The following is an 18,010-nucleotide window of genomic DNA, read 5'->3' on the forward strand; positions in this document are numbered from 1 at the left end:
ACCAGTAGAAAAATATATAATCGAGAAAAGACTTTACCGGGAGGTGTGACACAATAGAGACGAAAAAACTGATACGATACATAGCCGAACTGGCAATGCAGAAAAAGGCAGAACAGGTCAAGCTCTTGGACATCAGAGAGTTTTCCAGCATTGCCGATTACTTTTTTTTATGTTCCGGCACATCGGACAGGCAGGTAACGACCATCGCGGAGAATATCATTGACAATCTCAAGAAGCTCCATATCAAACCTCGGGGAATCGAGGGAATCAGGCAGGGAAGGTGGATCGTGATCGACTACACCGACATCGTCGTCCACATCTTTTATCAGCCGGTCAGGGAGTTTTATGAAATAGACGAGCTCTGGTCATCAGCAGTGGAGTTGAAGGTTTCAGAAAAATAAGATAAAAGGCAAAAAAACGTGTAACATCCATTCGGGCAAAGACGCCGAAAGGGGGACAGATGGGTTTAAGACTTTTTCTCCTTCTCATAATCGTGATGGCTATCGCTTTCACCCACGTATCAATTCTCAACTCCGACATTGTTCGTTTCCATCTCACTCCAGGGAGGACCGTTGAAATAGCCCTTGCCGAACTCACGTTGATCGCCTTCGCACTGGGAGCAGGGATAGTTCTCCTCGGGACTTTCGTCAAAGACGCGATGACATCCACGAAAATGTGGAGAGAAAAAAGGCTGCTGGCAAAAAAGGAAAGTGCGACCAAGAAGCTGAGTAAAGCATGGAACCTTCTCTACCAGGGCAAGACGAGCGCTGCACTCGAGACGGTTGACAGCATCCTTGCCGTTATTCCCGAAAGCCGCTCTGCAATTCTTCTCAAAGCGATGATCTACAGAGAGCTCGGAGACTACATAGAAGAGGTCAAAGCCCTAACGGAGATCAAAACCAACGATCCATCAAACGTAGATGCGTATTTCATGCTGGCTGAAGCCCTGGAGCGCAGCGGTGACACAGACAGCGCAATAGAAGTCCTGACTCCCTTGAAGAAGCAGGAAGACTACAGGAAGATCATCGAGAAGCTAAGGGACCTTTATATCAAAAAGGGCGATTACGAAAAAGCCCATGAACTTCAGAGGGCCATCATCAAGAAAAAGGGGGACGTAAAGAGCGAGGACAGAGATATCTCGGACGGTCTAAAATTCGAACTTGCGCGGTATGCTTTCGAAACGGGAAACATAGACGAGGCTGAAAAGAAACTCAAGGACCTCTTGAAAGAGAGTCCAACGTTCACTCCTTCCTACATTCTTCTCCAAGACCTTTACCTGGAGAAAACTCAGGCGAACGCAGCGATGGACCTGCTCATATCGGGATACAGAAAAACAAAAAACCCCATCAACCTCATAAAGCTGGAAGACATTGCCATCGAGCAAGAGATGCCGGGAAGGTTGCTCGAGATATACTCCAACGTGAAATCGGAGTTCGAAAACGATTTCACACTTATTCTTTTCTACGGGAAGTTTCTCCTCAGGCTCGAGATGGTAGACGAGGCGATGGAACAGTTCTTGAAAGCGCAAAACATCGAACCAGACAATGCTTCGATTCACATCTTCCTTGCCGAAACCTACCGGAGGAGGAACAGGTTCGAGGATGCTGTTAATGAATACAACAAAGCCTTCGCATACAAGCGGCGTTACCTCGTGCCATTTGCATGCGATGGATGCGGCGACACGATCATCCGGTGGAAAAGTTACTGCTCCGCCTGCCAGAAATGGGATATTTTCAGAATCGATTACGGAGATACGAAAAAAATCGAAGAAATCAGGGAAGAGGCTATGCAGAAAGTTCCCCTGCCTGATTGACCTGCCAAGGGGGACAGAATGCGCTATCTGCTCACGGCTGATTCATTTTTCCCCCGTTCGGCAGGGGATTTTCTGCTCTGAGTGCAGGGTTTCCCCTCCCCTTTTCACCTCTCTTTTTTCCCTTTCACATTACACGCCGAGGGCGAGAAGAATCATTCACCGGATGAAATATGGCAGGGATTCAAGGATTGCAAGGTGCATTGGCGCACAACTCGCAATTTACGTGACCCATGCAGCACCATTTATCTTCGAGAAAGCCTACATTATCGTCCCGGTCCCCCTCTCCCTGGGGAAACTCTTTACGAGGGGATTCAACCAGAGCGAACTCATGGGGAAAGCCCTTTCCCGCTTAACGGGCATTCCTCTTGCTGCCTCGGCACTCCGGAGGGTGGCTGATTTTTCCTCCCTGGCCGGAAAGAGTGCAAAGGAGAGGAAGCTCCTTACCCGGGAGGCATTTCGAATTAATTCGTTGAACAGGCGTGCCCATGAAAATATAATTCTCCTTGATGATGTTGCCACAACCCTTGAAACGTTAAACGCCTGCACGAGGGAGATCAAGTCTGCCTGGGGAAGCGGCGTTACCGTTTACGGGCTCACAGCATCAAGGAGCTTTTGATGGGAAAAAAGATCACCATATCGCTGCTGCAGATGAGAATTTTTCCGGGGAAAGTCGAAAAGAACGTGGAAAAAGCCCTGGCTCTCATCAACAGAGCAGCTGGTGAGGGGACAGATATCGCCATCCTTCCCGAGATGTTCTCTTCCGGCTTTTACTATCGAAACATGGGGGGAGTGGCCGAAAAATCCCCGGAAGTGATTCTCACGATTCAGAAGCTGTGTAAGGAAAACAAGATCTCGGCCCTTTTCTCTGTCCCGAAAAAAGAGGGAAGCTCCATCTACAACACGGCATATCTCATAGGCAGAGACGGGATAACGAAGGGCACATACAGAAAGGTGCATCTTTTCGGGCTCTTCATGGAGGACAGGTATTTCTCAAGAGGGGACGAATCTGCAGTCATGTCGATCCCGTCACTGAAAATCGGGCCGCTTATCTGCTACGACCTCAGGTTTCCCGAAATCTCGAGAAAAATGGCTATCGAGGGAGCGGAAATGCTGGTCTACTGCTCTCAGTGGCCAAAAGAGCGCCTGAGCCACTGGCAAGCACTGCTTCGCGCAAGGGCTATCGAAAACCAGCTCTTCGTCGCCGCAACCAACGGTTGCGGCAGATCGGGCAAGATTCAACTCGCCGGACACTCCATGATTGTCTCGCCATACGGAGATACGGTGATAGAAGGCGGGGAGGATGAAGGCTGTTTCACCATCGCAATCGACAAGGAAGAGATCACCCGGTTTCGGAGAATGATGCCATGCCTGAAAGACAGACATCCGGGAGCATACTGAATCCGCGGATGAAAGTAATTACGGGGGATCAAGCGGGTGAGTTATCCCGTACGTTGAAGCGTGAGGGGAAAAAAACGGTTTTTACAAACGGCTGCTTCGACCTGATCCATGCGGGCCATGCAACCTACCTTCTCTCGGCACGCCAGCTTGGAGATTTCCTCTTCGTGGGGGTAAATAGCGACAGCTCGGTGAAAAGAATCAAGGGAGAGAAGAGACCGGTTGTGCCGGAAAACGAAAGGATCCTCCTTCTGGCATCTTTTGTCTTCGTAGACAGGGTAATACTCTTTGACGAAGATACTCCCTACGAGCTCATCAAGGCCATCCGACCAGATATTCTGGTCAAGGGAGAGGACTGGAAAGTAGAGGAGATCGTGGGAAGGGACCTGGTCGTATCCTCCGGCGGCGAGGTAAAAACCGTTCCCCTGGTAGAAGGACTTTCCTCAACAAAGATAATTGAAAAGATCATCAAGAACCATTCTTCCTGAGGGGCCCCTGATACTTCCATCTTAACCTTACCTCGGGGAAGCTCGGCTGCATCAATGTCTTTTACATATCTCCCGTATGGCTTTCACCGCCTTCTCCGCTTCCTCGAGAGTATTCAGCGCGCTGAAGCTGATCCTGGCTCCTCCCTCGGGAAACGTTCCGATGGCCCTGTGCGCAAAAGGAGCGCAGTGCAGGCCTGACCGCACGAGGATCCCATAATCCTCGTCGAGCTGCATGGAAAGCTCACCGGGATCCTTCCCCTCGACGTTGAAAAGAAGCACACCCAGTTGTTTTTCGGCTGCCGCGGATCCGTATACCCGGACCCTGTCTATGCCTTTCGCACCCTTCAGGAAAAGGTGGAGAAGCTCACTTTCGTGGGCCATGATTTTTTTTACACCCCTGTTCCGGACGTACTCTGCCCCTCTCCTCAGTCCAGCCAGACCCACAGAGTTGGGGGTTCCCGCTTCAAGCCTGTCGGGCAAAAAGTCAGGGTGCCTGTCGTTCTCGGAGCGCGAACCGGTCCCTCCTTCGAACAATGGCCTGACTTCGACGTTTTCGCCTGCGTAGAGGAAGCCCGTTCCCTGGGGCCCGAACAGCGCCTTGTGACCCGAGGCGGCCAGAAGGTCTATATTCATGGCCTTCACATCGAGCTCAACTGCCCCGGCCGTCTGGGATGCATCGACGAGAAAGGGCACTTCCCTCTTCCTGCACTCGGCCCCAACCTCCGCAATATCATACACGGTGCCGGTTACATTCGATGCATGAATCATTGCAACGAGCCTCGTGTTCTTTTTGAAAGACCGTTTGACATCGCGAGGGTCAATATTCCCCCGGGGATCGGCTTCAACATAGGTAATTTCAACACCGCGAAGAGCCATGCTGGAAAGAGGCCGCAGAACGGAATTGTGCTCCATAACCGTTGTGATTACATGGTCCCGTTCCCTCAGGAGGCCCTTTATGGCCAGATTCAGTGCCAGCGTCGCGTTCGAGGTGAAAATAATCCTCTTGCTCTCACTGCACCCTATGAGCTCCGCGATGACTTCCCGGGTCTCGAATATATCTCTCATGGATTCGAAAGAGAGGGAATGGCCCGAGCGGCCGGGATTCCCCGCACGGAGAAGAGCCTCTGCAACGGCCTCCACCACTTCGGGCGGCTTCGGAAGAGAGGTTGCCGCGTTATCGAGATAGATTATATCTCTTCCGCGAAAGCTAATCATGGGATACATCCTCTTGTTGATTTATTATTTTCAGGATAGATAGAAATTATATCATTCAACCCGTGTAACCGACCACGAGTTTCATTCCTGGCCGTATGACCTCGCTTTTCAGGCCGTTCATCTTCTTGAGCTCCGCGATTGAGATACCGAAGGCCCTGGCTATTGAATAGAGGGAGTTACCCGATTTGACGGTGTAGACCTTTTTGCCGCTTTTGACCGCATAGGTATAGAGGTTCCTGCTTTTGCCTTGCGCAATTTCCGCCGGCTTCCCGTAGACCCTTATCGTCAGCTTCTGGCCGGGCCTGATTACATTTCCCTCGAGACCATTCAGCCTCTTCAAGGTCGCGATGGGGACCCCGAACCGGCGTGAAATCTCATAGAGACTGTCCCCTCTCTTGACCAGGTAGATTTTCCTGTTGCCCTGCCGGTAGACGTAATAGTACCTCGCACTCCTCTCGAGATTTGAAACAACGTATTTCAGCGATTTTTGATCCGCCGGTTTCAGCGAAGCGGCAAATTCGTTTTCCGTCTCACCCACGATCGGTATTATGAGCCTCTTTCTCCCCCCGATCAGGTTGCTTCTCAGTCCATTGACCTCTTTGATTCTGAAAACATCTGCAGAGTACTTTTTGGCTATCCTACCGATATTGTCTTTCGACTTTATCCGGTGAAGCACGAGCTTGACCTTCCCCCTCCTGCTTATCTCCTCCCTGTTTTCCTCCACATGTTTCTTGCTCCCCCCGGGCAACCTGATCGTGTAAGAGCTGAAATTAGGCGGGACCACCCCCCGCCTGATCCCGGGATTGAGGAGCGTGACCTCTTCATAATCAACGCCGATGATATCGGCAAGCGTTCTCAGGTCAATCCCGCCGGGGACCTCGACGGTATCAAACTCGAGAGGTTCATCCATTTCCAGGTTATCGAACCCGTAACTTTCCGGATCCTTTACCACGGTCAGGGCCGCGAGCATCTTCGGAACGTAATTTTTTGTCTCCCGGGGAAGATATCTGTATTTAACCAGCTTCCAGTAATCATTGGTTCGATACCTTCGTATCGCACGGTCGATCTTGCCCTCACCCACATTGTACGCAGCGGCGGCAAGATACCACGACCCGAACATATCGTAGAGGCTCTTCAGGTACCGCGCTGCGGCCCGGGTGGAACGCTCGAAATCTCTCCTCTCATCGTCCCACCAGTTGATATCGAGACCGTACTTTTTCCCCGTCCAGTACATGAACTGCCAAATCCCGATTGCGCCGGCGCGTGACACCGCCCTCGGGGAAAAGCCACTCTCTATCATGGCAAGATACACAAAATCTCCCGGCACCCCTTCCGCCCTGAGAATCTTCCTCATGAGCATGTCATACCTCCCGAACCGCCTATACCACTCGGTGAAATGGGGACGGGCCCGTGTCTGAAAATATCTGATGGCATACTCAACCCTCTTGTTCAGGTCAACGGGGAGGGGTATGTCCTCTTCCTCCTCATATAAATCCTCTGGGGACTCCGCCACGATCTCCTCATCCATATTGCTCTCGATCTTTCCTTCTGCGCCGGGAGCATTGTCACCCTCCCGGGTCAGTGCGGGGAAACCGCAGGCACCTTTTTCACCCCGAAACGCAGGTCCGCCCCTTGAGGCTGCGATTCCGGAGACGAAAGACTCAGGTGGACTCGCGGGGGTGGAAAAAGCGTGCTCAACAGATATGCCGGCTTCCTTGAAAAGGAAAGAGCCCATCCCGCAGTAACTGGAATGTGCCCACCGGGGATTCAATAAAATGGCGAGGCCAAGGGCCAGGGATGCCGCTATGATCCTCTTTGCAAACGTTGCTCCCACAAACCCCCCGAAGACGCTTTTATCATCAAATGCCTGCAACAAGGCGGATATTGCCGGGGAAAACAGGCCCGTCAAGTTTTACTCGATCTATAAATCCTTCTTTTTAAAGCTGTTATCTTCCCTCACATAATATTCTTTCGGATAATTTCCGGCTTTATTGAGGGCTCTCAATATTTTTTCCCTGTCCCGGTTGTCAAACCTGATCGCCAGGCCGCAATCTGAAGTCAGGGATCGGGGAACGGGGATGAGCTTCATGGGTATCCCCTCCCCCTTGATTGTCTTTTCTGCCGCCATGACCTGATGTGTACCCTCGAAGATGAAAACCCCCTCCATCAGTCACCTCTTGGAAAAGAAGATAATCCGGTAAAAAAGATCACTACATTGTAGTATAATCTTCCCGAACGTGGCTACCAATAAGCCGCCGGGAGAACCGTCTGTGTCGATACTATCAATAGCGCTCATCTCTTGTGCCGTTAATTTACCGCTGGGATACTTGAGAAGCGGCGCACAAAAGTTTTCCATAGCATGGTTCACATTCATCCATCTATCGATACCGTTGATCCTATACCTGAGGATCAAGAACAAGGTTCATGCGGTTACCATACCGATCTTTATCGCCTCGGCTGTGATCGGGCAGCTTTGCGGGGGAAAATTAAGAAAAAAGGAGCACTCCTGAATGAAAACGGAAAGGATCGGGGGAACGGTATTTAGCCTTCTTGACAGCCTCGGATTAAACGATGCAAAAAAATGCGCGATGATTATTTCGGCATGGGAGAACATCGCCGGCGAGAGACTTACAAATCTCGTCAGGCCCGAATCATTCAGGTACGGAACGCTCCACCTGTCAGTTTCAAATCACAGCTGGGCCCAGGAGCTCCAGCTGTTAAAGCCCCAGTTCCTGGAAAAGGTAAACGGGGTCCTGGGCAAGGATGCGGTGAAGGATATCAGGTTCAGGGTGCGGGGAGAACGGTAGGTTTCTGCGAAGAAGAGACAGTTTTCATTCCCCTTGAGAACGCTGACGCCTGCTGTGAAGGCAACTCCTGGCAAACAAAAAAAGTCACTTCCTGATCATTCCCCCGAAAATAGAAACGATCTCCGAAGAATAGACGTTTCGTTTGTCGTAGATAAGGAGGGGTGGCAGGAAGACTGTTTCCCTCTGGCCGCCTACAGCACCCTTGATGAGGGCCAGCTCGGCTTCCTTCCCCCTGAACGAGTGAACCAGGCGTACCTTCTCCACCTTTAGCCCCCCCCGATTCAGCTGGTCCACCACATCGAAAAGCCTTCTTGCCGGATATACGAGAAAAAATTTTCCCTTCTTCCTCAGCGCCGTGGAAATGGCAACTGAGAGGTCCTCCGGGTTGAGGGTATACTCGTGCCGGGCGATTCTCTTCTCCTCATCAGGGTTGACCCTTCCCGCCTTTACCTTTCTGAAAGGGGGATTGGATACAACCGTATCGAATCTTTTGCCACAACCTTTCACGAACTCCCTCACATCGGCATTGATCACCTCGATCACGTTTTCAAGGGAGTTGCTCCTCACGTTTCTTCCCGCCACCTCGGCCAGAGCCTTCTGGATCTCCACGGCGATCATCCTTCCGATATCCGGCCGTTGGCGTGCAATGAGCATGGACAGAACGGCCGCGCCGGCTCCCACGTCGAGGACATCCCCGGCCAGGCCCCCGTCTATTGCAAAGCGGGCGAGAAGGATCGAATCGAGGGAAAAACGGTATCCTTTTTTGCGCTGGAAGACTTTGAGATTCGCAAAGCCGATAACGTCTTCGGTGATTTCATCTTTTTCCTTGACCATGAAATTTCTATCCCACACGGTCATTTTCACTGACGGGGGACATAACGAGTCCCGTGAGGATCTTCGGGTAGAAATAGGTCGATTTCTGAGGCAGGATAACGCCGCTTTCAGAAACCTCGATAAACTGTTCCATCCTTATGGGGTTCAGGTAGAACAAGAGCTGGATAACCCCCCCTTTGAGGTCGCTCAACCCCCTCTTCAGGTCCTTGTAGAACCTTACCTTCTCTCCCGAAGATATCTCCTGCGGCGAGATGCCCAGCACCCTTTCCAAAATCAGTCCGTGAAGGAGGGAAACGTCGAGGTTCCTGACGGCGGGTGGCAGGGAGGGAAACCAGCCCGCATCCAGATCGTTTATGTCGTCGATCTTCAACAGGGAGCAATTCCCCGTTTTATCAACCATACCGAAGATGCGCTCCTCGGGCGTTGCAGAAGATACCTTTTCAACCATCTCATCGACTCCCCCGGAAAGATTCAAGAGCTTAAAGGGAACATCAGCCTGCCTGGTGAGCGTCTCAATTTTATCCCGGTCAAGCCCGTATACTCCCCTGTGGGTCGGCAGGATCACGAGGCCTCCATCCCCGGTTGCCGAGAGGAAGACGAGAACATAGTTCCAGGCCGAAGAAGGATCGGCGTGGGCCCTTTCCCGCATCCAGTTCCTGTATTCAAGGGCCGTCTCATACCGGTGGTGGCCATCGGCAATGAATACCCTCCTCCCCGAAAGGAGACTTTCCACTTCCCCTATCACCTTCTCGTCCGTTACCACCCACATGCGGTGACAGACACCGACATCGTCCAAAACTGACACGTCAGGCGCAGACGCCTGAATCGCCTGAAGAAAGAGGGAGGCGGCATGGTTTTCATCGTCATCGTATATCGCGAATATCGGGCTGGTCGCCGTGGCTGTGTGCTTCATGAGATTCAGCCGGTCCAACTTGGGGGTCAGAAGCGTCCTCTCATGGGGGAATACGCTTCCCTCTCCGAACTTTTCAAGCAACATCCCGCAGATGAACCCTGTCCGCACCAGCCTTCCCATACCCTCCAGCTCGAACTCCTGCTCGTAATAGTAAAACGCGGGCTTTTCATCCCTGACCAGCACCTGCTCTGCAACAGAGGCCTCGAGCATCTCATTTGCCCGCCTGTATTTCTCGTCCCTCTCCCCAACTCCGTCCAGTCCGTAGTCGATCCAGACGATATTATTCGGGTGTCTCGCATGAAGCTTTATCTGATCCTCTTTCGATATCACATCGTAGGGGGGAGCGACGACGAGGCCCTTGTCTTCGATCTGCTCTCCATAGCGCAATCCGCGTATCGGTCTTACCTTAGCCATTGTCAAACTCCTCTGCGATTTTTAAAATCTCATTTGCTTTGACGTCGCCTTCCCGCAGGATCCTCAGAACGTTGCCATCGACCCGCACAACTGTCGAACCGGCAGATGGAGGAAGGTCTTTTCCATCGATAAACAGGACCTCGTCTCCTTCGAAATCCCCCATCACCTGACCGGTGGTCAGGGGGACCGCCCCTCTCGATTTGTTCGCCGATGTCCCCGTTGTGACCCCGCCGCACATGCCGGCAAGTGAGAGGGAAACCGCTGAATCGGGAAGCCTGACCCCCACCGTTCCGTCCTCTGATCCCACGATGAGGGCAACGTGTCGACGGGCGCGTGTCACGATGGTCAACTTCCCCGGCCAGAAGACTTCCGACAGCTTTTTCCCGAGAGGGGACAGAGGGGCACAGATATCTTCGATCCCGACTGCACTGTCGATAAACAGAGGGACGGGCCTTCCACTTTCCCTCCCCTTCAGTCTCATAAGGTTTTCGACGGCACCGGCCACCCTGATGTCCACACCCATACCGTAGAGGGTATCTGTCGGGTAAATTACCACCCCCCCTTGACGCAGATACCCCTCCACATCGTCTCTGACCCTATTTGAACTGAGAAATTCCTCGATTTTTACCCGCTTCATCTGCCACCCTGTCTGCCATCAGCATGACGCTTCCGTAATCCGCACGCGTGATCTTCTCAACAACCGGGCACTTGCAAACGAAAAGAAAAAAGCAGTTCTCGAGGCTGCCATAGAGGGTTTCAAAGTTTGCCTGTCCCTTGCTTATGACGAGATCTGACTTGTGGAGCATATCCAGAAACTCGGCTGACACATCCCCGAGGTCGGTACCAACAGCCTGACTCCCATTTGATACGACCCGAATGTTCTCATCCAGGCCCAACTCAAGAGCATCAGAATAGGTTATGTCGTCTATTACCGGTCCTCCCTTGACGCCGAACCAGACTTCTATGCCCCCATCCATGAGCCGTTCCGCGAGCACCAGGTCAAAGGGGGCCTCCCCCGTGTTGTCCAGGAGCATTCCCACCACCTTTGCACGAGCAAGGGCGCCCATAAAGTGATCAATTTCATATACGCCCCGTGTGAGGGCATCCATGTCCCCGAAGAAGCGCTCGGCCTCACCTTCCGATATGATTCCGAAATCGTACATGTTCCCCGCACCGGCGAGCAGCACGGCGGCCTCGACACCCTCTCCCCTCTCATCTACCTTTGCCCGAACCTTGGAGTAGGTTTCCCTGAATCTTTTTTTCTGCTCTCTCTTGACATCATCGAAGGGGTCGGCAACTCCGCTTGCCTCTCTGACAATCGCGTGCAGCCGCGACGCAACCCGCGCGGGAACATCATCGGCACTGATGGATCCTATATAGCGGGCGGCCCTGCTCAAGCTTCGCAACGCGGCCGCCTCGGTCAGACCTCCCTGCCTGCAGGCTGTCTCTACCTGCCTGAGAAAACAGGCATAGCAATCAGGATTTACTCTTATCATTCAATGCCCTCGAGGACTCGATCACATCCCCCTCCATCTTTTTCCTGAAGGATTTGAGAGATTCCCGGATCCCCTCGTACTTTATTGACAGTATGGACAGGGCAAGGTAGGCCGCGTTCTTGGAACCTGTCTTCCCCACTGTCACAGTCGCGACAGGAATCCCTGCCGGCATCATCACCGTGGATAAAAGAGCGTCGAGGCCTCCGAGGGGCGACGCATCGAGAGGAATACCGATAACCGGAAGGGTCGTGTGAGACGCAACGACACCGGCGAGGTGAGCCGCGAAACCGGCGGCTGCAATGATCACCTCACAGCCCTCCCTCTCCGCCTCACTGATCAGCTTCTCCGTCCTCTCCGGAGACCTGTGGGCCGATGTGACCTCCACCCTCACATCGACGCCAAAATCTTTCAAAATCTCCACCGTACTGTTAACCGTGCTGAAATCGGAACCCGATCCCATGAGGACGATCACTTTCGGAGTCATCTGAGCCTCCCTTTGACACTCCCTTTGCCCTGTATCCTTTCAAAAGCCGCGACGACGAGCGCTTTCATCATCTGCATCCGGCTTTTTTCCTTTTTAGTGTCTGAAATGTCTGATGCCCGTAAAAACCATTGCCATATCGTGTTCGTCTGCAGCCCTGATCACTTCCTCATCCCGGATCGATCCGCCGGGTTGGATTATGGCAGTGGCACCCGCCTCGGCAACCACGTCCACGCCATCTCTGAATGGAAAGAAAGCATCGGAAGCCACGACGCATCCCCTGGTGGATATTTGTGCTTTCATTATGGCAATTCTTGCCGAGTCCACCCTGGACATCTGGCCAGCGCCGACTCCCACGCTTCTGTCTTTCCTGGCCAGAACAATCGCATTCGACTTTACATGTTTGCAGAGCTTCCAGGCAAAGAAAAGGGCCGACAGCTCATCCTCGGTGGGCTTTCTCTTCGTAACGGCTTTTAAAAGATCCGAGTTGAGCGTGGGCTCATCAGCCGTCTGCACCAGCAACCCTCCTGAGACATTCTTCAGCTCCATTTTTTCCCTTGCTTCCCGGAAAGACCTCATGTCCACACGCATGACCCTGAGGTTCTTTTTTTTCGAGAGGACCTTCAGCGCCGCCCTGTCATAATCAGGAGCAACAATCGCCTCGAAAAAGATCTTCGCCATTCCTCTCGCGCAATCCTCGTTTACCTTTCTGTTCAACGCAACGATGCCGCCGTAGGCGGAAACGGGGTCGCACTCATTTGCCTTCTTGAAAGCATCGGAAAGTCTCCGCCTCGATATTCCCGCACCGCAGGGGTTGGTATGTTTTATGATTACTGCAGCCGGCTCGTCGAACTCCAGGGCGAGGGAGAAAGCCGCATCGATGTCCACGATATTATTGAAGGAGAGCTCCTTCCCCTGGAGTTGCTGCGCAAACCCCACCCCTGCAACGGGAAACCTGCCATCCCTGTAGAAAGCCGCCGTCTGGTGAGGGTTTTCTCCATACCGAAGATCCTGCACCTTGTCCCACTGCCAGGTGAATACATCGGGGAATCCCTTCCTGTCACCTCCGTCTGCCAGGGAGTGGAGATAGTTGGAAATCGACGCGTCATACCACGCCGTGTGAGAAAAGGCCTTTTTCGCCAGCCAGAACAGGAATTGCTCATCGAGGTTGCCGTTTTTCTTTTTCAGGGTATCGAGCACCTTTCTGTAGTCCTGCGGATCCACCACCACGCAGACGCTACGGAAATTTTTCGCCGCTCCGCGCAGGAGGGTCGGGCCTCCTATGTCGATATTTTCTATCGCCTCCTCTCTGCTGCAGGATGGGTTTTTTACCGTCTCCTCGAAAGGATAGAGATTGACGATGACCATGTCAAAGGGCCTTATATCGTGTTCCCTGAGAACTTTCATGTGTTCCCTTTTTTCTCTCATCGCAAGTATGCCAGCATGGATTCTGGGATGCAGGGTCTTAACCCGTCCGTCGAGCATCTCAGGGAATTCCGTGTAATCTTCGATCGCCCTGACAACGATCTTGTTTTTTTTCAGGAGACTGGCCGTTCCTCCTGACGCATAGATCTCGATCCCGAGCCTGTGAAGGCCCTTGGCAAAATCCACGATGCCACTTTTGTCCGACACGCTGATAATGGCCCTCCTGATCCTCGCCATCTAACCCCACCTCTCTTTTCTGTTTTATGGGCTCACAGGCGGAGTCGCCCTGAGCAGAGTCTTTAAGTCCTCGTCTCTCAACTCGATCCCGAAGCCGAAGAAAAACGTCCTCAAATCGCTATTATCATTGATGAAATCATCGTATCCCGCAGTGAGAAAGAAGTTTCTAAAAATACTATAATTTCCGTAGAATTTCAAATGAGGATCGTTGTTGTCCCTGGTCAGGTCGAAGAAGTCAAGGTTTAAAACCAGCCTGTCGGAGAGGCTGAAGTAGGAAAGCCCGACACCGCCCGTGGACTCCATCAACCCCCCCCTGAAGGAGAAATCGCCAAACTGTTTCGATATTAAGGCGTTGAACTTGAGGTCATCGTCGAACTCAACCTTCTCCGTTTCCACGGTCGTGCCGGGAGGGGTCTGGGTTACTACGGTCCTGGTCGTCTCCACATTCCCGACAGGATCATCCACTATCCCGAAGAGGTAGTATTTATCCACCGTTGGCCGGATCTTCAGCGATGCGTACTGCTTGAACTCGGAAGACTGCTCCTGATACTCGAGCCGGTAGTCCAGGTAGGTTTGGAGGGCCTCGTACTTTTTTATCTGCCTGTTTATCCCGTCCATGGCGGAGCTGAAATCTTCGTACGCTTTTTCATCGGTAACCAGTTTCCCGATTGTTCCCTCTCCGCTCTCTATCCTCTCCAGCGTGGAGTCGAGCCTGGCTGAGGCCGACTTGATGTTTTCTATCGCCTCTTTTATGTCTTCCCGGTTCTCAGAGACGAATCCCCCGACCTCGTTCATCGTGCTTTCAATTTTGCTCGCAATCTCGGGCGTCCTTTCTTTCAGCGTGTCGGAGAATTCCCTGAGATTTGCAATCAGGATCTTTATGTCCTGCTTGCTCTCGCCCGATACCTCGCCCAGGTCGGCAGACAGCCTGTCGAGGTTGTCGAGGATCCTCCCGATCTTTTTCTCATTGGCATCCATCAGATCCCGGAACACCCTCGTTGAGTCTCTCAGGTTCACAACGATCTCTTTCAGGGACTCCCTTCCCTCCTCCTCCCCGAGCGCCTCTGCAAGCGACTCGGTAACTTTCTTGATGTCGTCGGCCATTATGGTTATTTTTCTCACGAACTCGTCGAAGTTGGCCCCGGGAGTCGACTTTGACAATACGCTCTCGGGTTGTATAAATTTCTCCTTTTCCTCACCGGGGATGATTTCGATGTATTTCTCCCCCAGGAGACCCTCGGAGGCAAGGGATATGGTTGAGTCCGCGGGAATCTCCACGCCCTCCTTTATGCTCATTCTGACCTTTGCCTTGCCATTCTCAAGCCGTATGCTGACCACATTGCCGATAGGAACTCCTGCCATCTTCACCACGGATTTTTCATCGAGCCCTGAGACCGTATCAAAGATCGCGTATATTATGTACCCCCTCTCCGTAACCTCAATTTTGCCGACTTTGAGCGTAAAGTAGGCGAGTATGAGAATTCCGACAAGGACGAACATTCCGACCTTCGCCTCCTTGGAAATAAATGCCATCATTTCCTCCGGTCTAAAGGTTCTGCGGGCTTCGTGTCAAACTTCACAAACTCTTCACTTTCCTCTGTTATCGGACCCTCGGCACGGCCTTCTATAAACTGCCTCACAATGGGGTTCTCCGAACTTCTCACCTCATCGGGGGTACCCACTTCAACGATTTTTCCATTATAAAGCATAGCAATTTTATCACCTATCTTATACGCAGAGGTCATATCGTGGGTTATGCTTATCGAGGTAACATTCAGGATACTCTTCATGCTGATAACCAGTTCATTGATTACATCGGCCATGATCGGGTCAAGACCCGTTGTGGGCTCGTCGTAGAGGAGTATCTCCGGTTCTGACGCAATAGCCCTGGCAAGGCCGACCCTTTTCTTCATCCCCCCCGAAAGTTCCGAAGGCATGAGATGCTGGATGTTTCTCAAGCCCACCAGGGAAAGCTTCTCTTCGACGATCTGATAAAGCTTGCCCGCCGGAACCAGTTTCAGCCTCTTCAGCTCAAACGCCACGTTCTCTCCCACGGTCAGGGAATCGAAAAGGGCCGCTCCCTGAAACAGCATCCCGAATTTTTTCCTGACCTCGACCATTTCCTCTTCAGTTATCTTCGTCACATCGACGCCGTCGACTGAAATACTTCCCGCATCCGGCTTCAGAAGACCTATGACGCATTTGATCAGGACACTTTTTCCCGATCCGCTCCCGCCTATTACCACCATGTTCTCACCCTTGAAAATATCGAGATTGACCCCCTGAAGAACCCTGTTGATTCCGAATGACTTGTGCAGATCTCTTATTTTGATTATGGGTTTCATCATCAAAACAGGAGGGCGGTGAGGAAATAGTCCGAGATGAGGACAGACATCGCCGAAAATACCACAGCCCTGGTTGTGGATTTTCCCACCCCTTCTGCTCCCCCCTCGGTTTTGAACCCCTGGGAACAGCTGATCAGCGCAATCAGAAACCCGAAAACAGCAGCTTTCAGCAATCCGATGTATATGTCATCCAATTCCAGGTATTGATAGGTTTTATTGATATACACGACAGGGTTTCCCCCGAGAATTTTCACGCTCACGAAATATCCACCCACGATACCGATGAGATCCCCGAAAATAACGAGAATCGGCATGACAATCGTCGTGGCAAGGATACGGGGGACGACGAGATACTTCACCGGGTTTGCCGCGAGGGTATACATGGCGTCAATCTGCTCCGTGACCTTCATCGTACCGAGCTCCGCCGCGATCGAGGCACCCACCCTGCCCGACACCATGAGCCCCGCAAAAACCGGCCCCAGCTCCCTTGTCATGGAGAGTGCGACAACGGTACCAACGAGGCTTTCCGCCTTGAATCTGGCAAAAGCCGACCACGATTGGAGGGCAAGCACCATCCCGGTGAACGCAGCGGTTATCAAGACCACGGGAAGGGATTTTAAGCCTACCTCCTCTATCTGTTTGAGTATGTTATCTATTTCGGAAGGGGGCCGGAAAGCCCAGTATGTCGCATCCATGAACATACGGCCATGATAACCGAGGCTCTCTACCAACCTGTATGCAACCTTTCCGATGGAGTTGATAAGCTCTGAAGCCATATTCATAGAACGCTCCGCACTGTACCTGACACGATAGTAACACCTGCCCCATTCGTATGCGGGCTACTCAACGAACACCCGCGGAACACGCTTTCCTATTCCCGTCAGGATCTCGTAGGGTATCGTGGATGCCCTCTCGGCAACCTCTTCAACGGGTATTGCCACGCCCCACTTCTCTCCGAAAATCATCACTTCCGAGCCGACTTTCGACTCAGGAATATCCGTAACGTCGATCATGATGTTATCCATGCAAATGGCCCCGAGAATTTTTGCAGGCTTCCCCTCCACACACACCTCGAATCCAGGAGACAGGACCTTTCGCAACCCGTCGGCGTAACCCACGGGCAGAACGGCTATTCTCTCCCTCCTCTTGGTGACATATTTTCTTCCATAACTGATGGGAAATCCTGCAGGAAATTCCTTCACATAGTAAATTCTCGTAGTGAGGTTCATCACCGGAGCAAGGCCGATATCCTCGATCCCGGCCCTCGGAAGAGACCCGTACAGGGTAATTCCGGGCCTCACCATATCGTGCTGGTCCCCGGTAAACCGTATTATTCCCGCGCTGTTTAAAACATGAAAATCGACACCGTTGGCGGGAAAGGTTCCCGCCACCTCTCTGAAGGCGCGCAGCTGCCTGTTCGTGTGTTTCAGGTCCTCCTCCTCATCCCCATCGGCAGACGAGAGGTGGGACATAACTCCCTTCAGCTCAACGTATTTTGCCTCATCTATGGATCGTGAGGCCCTTTCGGCCTCATCCGGAAATATTCCGAGACGGCCCATCTCGGTATCCACCTTGAGGTGAATGCCCACTATCTTCCGAACCCTGTTCGATTCCGAGATAATATCTTCCAGGTGACCGATCGAGCCGATGACCACGTCGAGCCCCAGGGATATCGCCTCATACAGCTGATCGGGCATCACCCCTCCGAGTACGACAACATTCTCCGCCACACCCCCATCCCGCAGCTGGACCCCTTCCTCGACGGTAGCAACGCCCAGGTGCGAAACACCGCATTCGACCAGTCTCGAAGCTACAGGGACTGCTCCATGCCCGTACGCATCGGCTTTTACGACAGCGAGAATCTTCGTCCTGGATTTCAGGTATCCCTTTAAGCTTTCAAGGTTGCTCTCTAGATGAGACAGGTTAATTTCCGCTATGGTAGGCCTACCCAAATGCCTCTACCACCTCTATTTTTCTGGATTTCAAAGAAATTATAACCAAATCCGTGAAGCCTTTCAAAACATACCACCCTCCCGGCCCTTGTGACACGGGATATTAGATTTACTATATACTATTAAAAGCTAATTTTTTAAACCGGTAATTTCGCGTCGAATATCGCACCCAAACACTTTCCCGGAAGAAAGAAA

20 protein-coding genes and 1 pseudogene (1 of these 21 cut by a window edge) are annotated in these 18,010 nt (G+C 52.2%); 8 read left to right on the plus strand and 13 right to left on the minus strand.

The annotated features are described in order from the left end of the window. From nadD to rfaE2, 6 genes and pseudogenes are all read left to right on the plus strand, one after another. Nucleotides 1–8: pseudogene (gene nadD, locus GTN70_07555) on the plus strand (nicotinate (nicotinamide) nucleotide adenylyltransferase); it begins 565 nt to the left of the window's first position. 87 nt (nt 9–95) lie between these two features. Further along, nucleotides 96–401, plus strand: coding sequence for a ribosome silencing factor (gene rsfS / locus GTN70_07560; protein NIO16840.1), 306 nt, complete (start codon nt 96–98; stop codon nt 399–401). A gap of 59 nt (nt 402–460) precedes the next feature. After that, nucleotides 461–1,813: a tetratricopeptide repeat protein gene (locus GTN70_07565; protein ID NIO16841.1), complete on the plus strand. Its 1,353-nt coding sequence runs from the start codon at nt 461–463 to the stop codon at nt 1,811–1,813. Between the two features lie 163 nt (nt 1,814–1,976). After that, nucleotides 1,977–2,429, plus strand: coding sequence for a hypothetical protein (locus tag GTN70_07570; protein NIO16842.1), 453 nt, complete (start codon nt 1,977–1,979; stop codon nt 2,427–2,429). After that, on the plus strand, nt 2,429–3,211 hold the full coding sequence (locus tag GTN70_07575; GenBank protein ID NIO16843.1) for a carbon-nitrogen family hydrolase: 783 nt from the start codon (nt 2,429–2,431) through the stop codon (nt 3,209–3,211). Before GTN70_07570 ends, GTN70_07575 begins: the two co-directional genes overlap by 1 nt. An 8-nt stretch (nt 3,212–3,219) precedes the next feature. Further along, on the plus strand, nt 3,220–3,696 hold the full coding sequence (gene rfaE2, locus GTN70_07580) for a D-glycero-beta-D-manno-heptose 1-phosphate adenylyltransferase (GenBank protein ID NIO16844.1): 477 nt from the start codon (nt 3,220–3,222) through the stop codon (nt 3,694–3,696). Between the two features lie 51 nt (nt 3,697–3,747). Here the strand turns inward: rfaE2 and GTN70_07585 are convergent, their stop codons facing one another. The 3 genes from GTN70_07585 to GTN70_07595 form a co-directional block, all read right to left on the minus strand. After that, nucleotides 3,748–4,887, minus strand: coding sequence for an aminotransferase class V-fold PLP-dependent enzyme (locus GTN70_07585; protein ID NIO16845.1), 1,140 nt, complete (start codon nt 4,885–4,887; stop codon nt 3,748–3,750). A gap of 79 nt (nt 4,888–4,966) precedes the next feature. Continuing rightward, a complete protein-coding gene (locus tag GTN70_07590) occupies nt 4,967–6,745 on the minus strand; it encodes a LysM peptidoglycan-binding domain-containing protein (protein ID NIO16846.1) in 1,779 nt (592 codons plus the stop codon). An 87-nt stretch (nt 6,746–6,832) separates the two neighbouring features. Then, nucleotides 6,833–7,078 (minus strand): DUF3343 domain-containing protein, encoded by a 246-nt coding sequence (locus tag GTN70_07595; protein NIO16847.1) that lies wholly within the window; start codon nt 7,076–7,078, stop codon nt 6,833–6,835. Nucleotides 7,079–7,181: 103 nt separating this feature from the next. Between GTN70_07595 and GTN70_07600 the strand changes: the two genes are divergently transcribed. After that, a complete protein-coding gene (locus tag GTN70_07600; protein NIO16848.1) occupies nt 7,182–7,421 on the plus strand; it encodes a hypothetical protein in 240 nt (79 codons plus the stop codon). Next, a complete protein-coding gene (locus GTN70_07605; GenBank protein NIO16849.1) occupies nt 7,422–7,718 on the plus strand; it encodes a DUF721 domain-containing protein in 297 nt (98 codons plus the stop codon). 84 nt (nt 7,719–7,802) lie between these two features. Here GTN70_07605 and GTN70_07610 read toward each other — a convergent pair whose 3' ends face one another. The 10 genes from GTN70_07610 to alr form a co-directional block, all read right to left on the minus strand. Beyond that, nucleotides 7,803–8,552 (minus strand): methyltransferase, encoded by a 750-nt coding sequence (locus GTN70_07610; GenBank protein NIO16850.1) that lies wholly within the window; start codon nt 8,550–8,552, stop codon nt 7,803–7,805. 7 nt (nt 8,553–8,559) lie between these two features. After that, nucleotides 8,560–9,879, minus strand: a complete 1,320-nt coding sequence (locus GTN70_07615) for a DUF1015 family protein (protein NIO16851.1) — start codon at nt 9,877–9,879, stop codon at nt 8,560–8,562. Then, nucleotides 9,872–10,516, minus strand: coding sequence for a threonylcarbamoyl-AMP synthase (locus GTN70_07620; protein ID NIO16852.1), 645 nt, complete (start codon nt 10,514–10,516; stop codon nt 9,872–9,874). Before GTN70_07620 ends, GTN70_07615 begins: the two co-directional genes overlap by 8 nt. Next, entirely contained in the window at nt 10,476–11,375 is a 900-nt protein-coding gene (locus tag GTN70_07625; protein ID NIO16853.1) for a DUF89 family protein, read from the minus strand. The genes GTN70_07620 and GTN70_07625 overlap by 41 nt, the downstream gene beginning before the upstream one ends. Next, on the minus strand, nt 11,356–11,859 hold the full coding sequence (gene purE / locus GTN70_07630) for a 5-(carboxyamino)imidazole ribonucleotide mutase (protein ID NIO16854.1): 504 nt from the start codon (nt 11,857–11,859) through the stop codon (nt 11,356–11,358). Before purE ends, GTN70_07625 begins: the two co-directional genes overlap by 20 nt. 93 nt (nt 11,860–11,952) lie before the next feature. Beyond that, nucleotides 11,953–13,518, minus strand: coding sequence for a bifunctional phosphoribosylaminoimidazolecarboxamide formyltransferase/IMP cyclohydrolase (gene purH / locus GTN70_07635; GenBank protein NIO16855.1), 1,566 nt, complete (start codon nt 13,516–13,518; stop codon nt 11,953–11,955). Nucleotides 13,519–13,542: 24 nt separating this feature from the next. Beyond that, on the minus strand, nt 13,543–15,051 hold the full coding sequence (locus tag GTN70_07640; protein ID NIO16856.1) for an MCE family protein: 1,509 nt from the start codon (nt 15,049–15,051) through the stop codon (nt 13,543–13,545). Further along, on the minus strand, nt 15,051–15,866 hold the full coding sequence (locus GTN70_07645; protein NIO16857.1) for an ATP-binding cassette domain-containing protein: 816 nt from the start codon (nt 15,864–15,866) through the stop codon (nt 15,051–15,053). Before GTN70_07645 ends, GTN70_07640 begins: the two co-directional genes overlap by 1 nt. Further along, a complete protein-coding gene (locus tag GTN70_07650; protein ID NIO16858.1) occupies nt 15,866–16,639 on the minus strand; it encodes an MlaE family lipid ABC transporter permease subunit in 774 nt (257 codons plus the stop codon). Before GTN70_07650 ends, GTN70_07645 begins: the two co-directional genes overlap by 1 nt. A 63-nt stretch (nt 16,640–16,702) precedes the next feature. Further along, nucleotides 16,703–17,815, minus strand: a complete 1,113-nt coding sequence (gene alr, locus GTN70_07655; protein NIO16859.1) for an alanine racemase — start codon at nt 17,813–17,815, stop codon at nt 16,703–16,705. Nucleotides 17,816–18,010 lie beyond the last annotated feature (195 nt).

This window comes from Deltaproteobacteria bacterium, from assembly GCA_011773515.1.
In the GTDB taxonomy this organism is placed as follows: domain Bacteria; phylum Desulfobacterota; class Deferrimicrobia; order J040; family J040; genus WVXK01.

Coding starts and splice junctions, on each gene's coding strand:
- rsfS (NIO16840.1), top strand. CDS start 96: ATGCAGAAAAAGGCAGAACAGGTCAAGCTCTTGGACATCAGAGAGTTT.
- GTN70_07565 (NIO16841.1), top strand. CDS start 461: ATGGGTTTAAGACTTTTTCTCCTTCTCATAATCGTGATGGCTATCGCT.
- GTN70_07570 (NIO16842.1), top strand. CDS start 1,977: ATGAAATATGGCAGGGATTCAAGGATTGCAAGGTGCATTGGCGCACAA.
- GTN70_07575 (NIO16843.1), top strand. CDS start 2,429: ATGGGAAAAAAGATCACCATATCGCTGCTGCAGATGAGAATTTTTCCG.
- rfaE2 (NIO16844.1), top strand. CDS start 3,220: ATGAAAGTAATTACGGGGGATCAAGCGGGTGAGTTATCCCGTACGTTG.
- GTN70_07595 (NIO16847.1), bottom strand. CDS start 7,078: ATGGAGGGGGTTTTCATCTTCGAGGGTACACATCAGGTCATGGCGGCA.
- GTN70_07605 (NIO16849.1), top strand. CDS start 7,422: ATGAAAACGGAAAGGATCGGGGGAACGGTATTTAGCCTTCTTGACAGC.
- GTN70_07610 (NIO16850.1), bottom strand. CDS start 8,552: ATGGTCAAGGAAAAAGATGAAATCACCGAAGACGTTATCGGCTTTGCG.
- GTN70_07615 (NIO16851.1), bottom strand. CDS start 9,879: ATGGCTAAGGTAAGACCGATACGCGGATTGCGCTATGGAGAGCAGATC.
- GTN70_07620 (NIO16852.1), bottom strand. CDS start 10,516: ATGAAGCGGGTAAAAATCGAGGAATTTCTCAGTTCAAATAGGGTCAGA.
- GTN70_07625 (NIO16853.1), bottom strand. CDS start 11,375: ATGATAAGAGTAAATCCTGATTGCTATGCCTGTTTTCTCAGGCAGGTA.
- purE (NIO16854.1), bottom strand. CDS start 11,859: ATGACTCCGAAAGTGATCGTCCTCATGGGATCGGGTTCCGATTTCAGC.
- purH (NIO16855.1), bottom strand. CDS start 13,518: ATGGCGAGGATCAGGAGGGCCATTATCAGCGTGTCGGACAAAAGTGGC.
- GTN70_07640 (NIO16856.1), bottom strand. CDS start 15,051: ATGGCATTTATTTCCAAGGAGGCGAAGGTCGGAATGTTCGTCCTTGTC.
- GTN70_07645 (NIO16857.1), bottom strand. CDS start 15,866: ATGATGAAACCCATAATCAAAATAAGAGATCTGCACAAGTCATTCGGA.
- GTN70_07650 (NIO16858.1), bottom strand. CDS start 16,639: ATGGCTTCAGAGCTTATCAACTCCATCGGAAAGGTTGCATACAGGTTG.